Genomic DNA, 5,638 nt, shown 5'->3' on the forward strand with positions numbered 1-5,638 from the left:
GAATATTAGAAGGTATTAGTTTTATGGAATCTGAACTTGAGTTAGCACGTTGCTTTTCATACATAAAATAAACAGGTGTTAACAAGTTTCTGATTACTCCTGTAGAAATATCTACTAAAGTTTCAAAACCTGAATAAACAGGAATATTTGCCTTAGAATTTCTTTCTCTAAAATATATTGCTCTACCATACTTAGCAACATAGTCATTAATTTGTGTGCCTTTTGGATTTGGATATTTTTCTTTAGCTTTTTCTCTTGCTTTCTCTCTTCCTTCGTCAAGTCCAATTCGAAAATTCTTACTTTCAGGTAAGAAATCATCAACGCTTGAATCTATTTTGGCAATAACTAATCTTTTTGCAATAACATCTTTTGCAAATTTGCTAAATTCTGAATCTTTATTATATAGTCTTTTTGTTAAATCAATCTTTACAAAATCGTGACCTTCTAATATTACTCCACCTGTAGATGTTATAAAAGATGGCTTAATATCTGCTGTAGCGACTTTAAAACTAAATAATTTATTATCTCTATATGAAATCCAAGAATTAATAATTTCTTGATGGATTTTTCCTAAATCCTGAATGTCATCAAAAAATAATGAAAAATGTGATCCTTTAAGTTTTGGAATATTTTTCAATTGTTCTAAAAATGGAATTACCGTATTATTAAACGAAAAAGAAAAATCTATAAAACTTTCAAAATTTTCATTATTCAACTTTCTCTGACTAGCATTAGCTTCTTTATTAAGAAATAATTTAATACTTTTAAATAAAGACGTATTCTGAGGGAAATCAGACTCTAAAATGAAAGAAAGATTTTTTAAAATTAATTCCTCAATTTCTTTAGTTAAATCAAGATTTGCAGAACTTTCAATAAATGTTTCACAGATACAAGATATTATATTAATACATAAAAAATGTTCAACAACTACACTCTTTTTATTATTGTTTTCATAAAGTAAATATTCTCTTTTACTAAAAAGTGGGTGCTTACTTGGAATATGAATTCCAACAACATCGAATTTATTACTTACTTCAGGATTTGCATATTGTATGGGAAAAGAGTAATATCTCAATGTTGAAGTCTTACCACTTCCTCTTACTCCTATCAGCAATATGTTTCGTGTAGATTCAAGAAATTTGGTATAAATATTCTCCTTAATATAGAATTTAATAAATTGCTCTATACTAACATTATTTGGTCTATCAAAAACAAATGGATTCTCCATATTAAGTTTTACTTTTAATTAGATTTATTAAATTATCAGTGTCATAATCATTACAATCTTCTTTAATAGAATTATACAACGCAACAGTCGCATCATCATTAAATTCTAAATCAGGCATTGGATATTTATCTTCAAAAACAATAGATTTGAGATTCAAATCTATTGGAATCTCATCGACTGAGAAAAAATAAGCTACAGAGACACTTTTAAATTTTTTTACTATTTCAGAATAGTGCTTTGTATACCGTCTCTCTATGTCTAATTTACTTGCCCTATAGTAGGTGAATCTCAATAACTCTGCTATCTCTTCCTGCTCCTTTTTATTAAATTTTTTACTGACATTTATTTCATATGAAATATTTATTCTTTCTCCTGCTCTATCAATATCTATAGTTGTTATTTTTGCATATTTTTGATAAATAAGGCTTCCTTTCTTATAACGTTTCGTATCTAATAAAAAAGAACAAGTTCTTTGTTTTCCTTCTGCTAGTTCATCTGCAAACCTTAAAATAGCAGACAACTCTAAAAGATTGACTTTATTTCCTTCAATATTCCCCTCTTTTATAAATCTTAAAGTGTCTTTAGATCCATCTCTTGCTTTACCTGAATGAGCACTTGCTCCAAGTGCAATAACTCTTTTTTCATTTCGGTAGTTGCTATGATTAGCTCTATATCTATTATATACTTCTGAGATTTTCTCTATTGAGGCATGCCCGTTTCTCCCAAAAATATTTCCAACATCATGAAAAAGAATCATCATTGCTAAGCAATATATTTCATGAGGAGTGAAATTTTTAAATTCTTTATCACCTATTACTTTATATGCTCTTTCTAAAACATCTTGAATATGCTTTTGACTGTGATCAGAGAGATCAGGCTCCTTAGCCTTAATTTCGGCAAAAAAATTATCTTTTACAAGGGAATTTCTAATGGATTCATATTCTCCAAACAATTGATTACCCTTTGTTTCTTTTAATTTGCTTCTAAATAAAGCTTTCATTGCTATCTCATATGTGGTATCGACCCAACTCATATAGAATATGTTTTTATTTTTTTAAAAATGGCTTCTGCTAGGATTGGTGGTACAGCATTACCAACTTGTTGTTGTTTTTGGTCTAGAGAACCTATAAACTCGTAATGATCTGGAAAAGATTGTAATCTTGCTGCTTCTCTAACTGATAATCCTCTATTTTCAATTGGATGAATCATCATGCTTTTTCTATAATTTGCAATAATAACCGCTGGAGCATTTTCGTTTAATCTTCTATAAATACTACTATGACACCTTGTATGGTCTTTATAGTTTGCCATTAGGTTTACTGGAATATCATTCCAATTATTACCTTGCTTTATATGTTTATACCTTTCAATAACTGTTTTAGAGTTTTTTGAAACATAATTTTGAGTAACTACTCTTTTGCTCCCACGTAATTTTTTAGCATATTCAGAGGTTACTTTTGATTTATATTTTAATTTCGGCTCCATAGAACCATTCTTTAAATTAGGTAAATCAGAAAGAGCATCTTTTACTGTTACGTGATTATTTACAAAATCTCCAATTGGAAAATCGAATGCTATCCCTTTTTTTGAAGCTACAATAAAAATTCTTTCTCTTTTTTGTGGAACTCCAAAATCTGCAGCATTAAGAATCTTAAAACTTGGAGTGTATTTTAAAGAGTGTAAATCATCGCATATTGCTTTAAGAAAGAATCCATTGTCCATTTTTTTTAATCCAGGTACATTTTCAATGACAATCCAATCTGGATTTACCATTTCAATACTTCTCATAAACTCTTTAAAAAGCCAGTTTTTTGGATTTTTAGATGATCTTGTTTTTCTATTTGAATAAGAATAACCTTGACAAGGAGGTCCTCCAAATAAAATTACTTCTTGTTTACCTCTTTCAAATTTTATTTCTTTTATATTTTCTATATCATCAATAACTACAGTCGTTTTTTTATGATTTGCAAGATACGTTTGAGCAGCGTATGGATTATTCTCAATTGCCATCAAAACATCTATACCTGCATTTACAGCACCAGTTGACATACCTCCTGCACCAGCAAAAATTTCAATTCCAATCATATATTACCTTTATTAAGATTAACCTTTAAGTAGTTTATAAAAAGTAGATATGATATATTTTTATTTTGCATTTAATAAGTAAATTTTGTTAATGAAATTTACAATAATATAACTTCTCTCTAAAATTGTTAATAAGGAAATTTTAAAAATATTTTATAGGTTTTATTCCCATTCCAAACACATTCCCACTTCACTCCTATCGTCGCTTCGGGCAAAGAGTATTCCATTACATTGTTAAAGAAACTTTTACAAAGAAAAAAATAAAGAAGGTTAGTATTGGTAAAAAGCTTTTTTTCAAAACAAAGTTACATAACGCTGTACATTATAGGACATTTTATAAATAGGTTTATCCTGAGGATGAAGCTATTTATAACACAGATGGCGCGTTGGCGAAAACATGATATATTACTTATTACTATTTATAAAAACATTAGTCAACTATAATGATATAATTTGAAATATCCCAGAAAGTTTTGAAACCTCTCAATAACAATTAGTTGGGGGCGTTTTAAAATTCGTCAACACGTGTCAATTAAAATTTTGTGTATCTCCAAACAATCTTCATAAAAACAGCCATTCTTAGCAGAGATCATCGTTTTTAAAAGTGATGCTACTTGTTTTCTTCTATTATTATGGCGACCTCTCCTGGTAACAATTGTACTTTTTCTAAACCTGTGAGCGCATGAATACAATTTCTTATTAAAAAAGCTTGACCAATTGTATTGCTAAAAAGGGGTCTGAGGTCGAGCACTTACATATATTAAAAACTATTCTTATTTAGTTTAAATAAAAATAAAGTAAGTTTGCAACATTATTTATATACTGTATAGAATGGAAAATATAGCCTTGTTTTATGGATCTGAAACTGGAATTACTGATGATATAACTAGAGATTTTGTTACACTCTGGAAACATGATAATCTAGATTTAATGGAAATAGGAGATGCCACTGTTATTGATTTTAAAAATTATGAAAAACTTATTTTAGGATTGTCTACTTGGTATGATGGTGATTTACAAAGTGATTGGGAAGATTTTTTTGAGGATTTTAAAACCATTGATTTTACAAATAAGACCGTAGCCATTTATGGTTTAGGTGATCAAATGGCATATGCAGAGTACTTTGTAGATGGTATTGGCATATTAGCCAAAGAGGTTATTAAAAATGGTGGTCAGATTATAGGGTATTGGCCTACGAAGGGGTATCAACACACAGATTCTGTAGCAATAAGTGAGGAAAATACCGAATTATTTTATGGTCTTGCTATAGATGAGGACAACGAGCCTCAACTCACAAATGAAAGATTGACCACTTGGATTTCTCAAATAAAAAAAGAATTTCAAAGTACCGAAGCCGAATCTAAATCTACTGTATAAACTTAAATTGTTTTGGGTACACAAATATGAATATCCGAAAATTCTTCTGTAATATCCAATTTAAGAGTATTAAATAGATCAAAAAGGAACCTAAGGCCACTTTTTTTAAGCAATCCTCTGGTACGCAATAGTCTTAGAGCTCTCATAATTCTAAACCAAACACATAAAATAGTTGCTGAAATCCTTAAAAAGAATTTACTAAATTTTTAGACCATTTTAATCCCTGGCTTGTTATCCGTATTAAATAATATGAGACGCATTAAAACTATATTTACATATAATTTAATCTAACAGCATTCCTTTAAAATCTATTATTTCTTCTGTACCATTTACAATGGTATTGAGCTCTTTTGAGAGCGGTTTTAATTTTACTTTAGTTACTTCTAAAGCTGTATTATTTAATTTAATTTTAAAATTTGCATATGGTTGTCCACTTGGAAATTTAACGCAATAAATGACACCATGGAATTCCGAATTGACATCAGCGCTTAACGAGGTAACTTTAGATTGGCAAATAACGATTGAAAATACGTTGAAAAAGGAAATAAAAAACGGAACTATAAGTAATGATGTAGAACCAAAACAAGCGGCCTATTTTATATTATCAAGTTATTGGGGCATTAGACGTTTAAGTAAAGTATCGAATGATAACGCATGTTATTGTCATTATTTAAAAGAGCTTAAGACTTATTTAAATAATCTAAAATAAGGACGTTTAAGTCTGTATTATTTTACTATAATTCATCAGTTATAACCTAATACAATTTTCGTATTGTGTTTATAGGTCTATTGAGACTACCTTTGCCATTTTAATTTATCAACATGAATGTTTTAAGTGTTTTTCCAGTTTTAAGTATAATTTCCGGACTGGTCTTAATCATATTTATTCTATTCAATAAATTTGGATTAGGAAACAACAAAAAAATCCGATATGTGTTATCTTCCTTA

At 28.8% G+C, this 5,638-nt stretch carries 5 protein-coding genes; 2 read left to right on the top strand and 3 right to left on the bottom strand.

The window, feature by feature from the left end:
- The 3 genes from CXF67_RS03950 to CXF67_RS03960 form a co-directional block, all read right to left on the bottom strand.
- Positions 1 to 1,228 (bottom strand): ORC-CDC6 family AAA ATPase (locus tag CXF67_RS03950; RefSeq protein WP_145990376.1); only part of this gene is annotated, 1,228 nt, incomplete at its 3' end.
- A 1-nt stretch (position 1,229) separates the two neighbouring features.
- Positions 1,230 to 2,261 carry an HD domain-containing protein gene (locus tag CXF67_RS03955; protein WP_102087554.1) on the bottom strand — a complete coding sequence of 344 codons (1,032 nt, stop codon included), beginning with the start codon at positions 2,259 to 2,261 and terminating at the stop codon, positions 1,230 to 1,232.
- Positions 2,258 to 3,313 (bottom strand): DNA cytosine methyltransferase, encoded by a 1,056-nt coding sequence (locus tag CXF67_RS03960; RefSeq protein WP_102087555.1) that lies wholly within the window; start codon positions 3,311 to 3,313, stop codon positions 2,258 to 2,260. The genes CXF67_RS03955 and CXF67_RS03960 overlap by 4 nt, the downstream gene beginning before the upstream one ends.
- An 831-nt stretch (positions 3,314 to 4,144) precedes the next feature.
- Between CXF67_RS03960 and CXF67_RS03965 the strand changes: the two genes are divergently transcribed.
- Positions 4,145 to 4,690 (top strand): flavodoxin, encoded by a 546-nt coding sequence (locus tag CXF67_RS03965; protein ID WP_102087556.1) that lies wholly within the window; start codon positions 4,145 to 4,147, stop codon positions 4,688 to 4,690.
- 454 nt (positions 4,691 to 5,144) lie between these two features.
- Positions 5,145 to 5,399 (top strand): TetR family transcriptional regulator C-terminal domain-containing protein, encoded by a 255-nt coding sequence (locus tag CXF67_RS03970; protein WP_102087557.1) that lies wholly within the window; start codon positions 5,145 to 5,147, stop codon positions 5,397 to 5,399.
- The last annotated feature ends 239 nt before the right edge of the window (positions 5,400 to 5,638 follow it).

Source organism: Psychroflexus sp. MES1-P1E, from assembly GCF_002836055.1.
In the GTDB taxonomy this organism is placed as follows: Bacteria; Bacteroidota; Bacteroidia; order Flavobacteriales; family Flavobacteriaceae; genus Psychroflexus.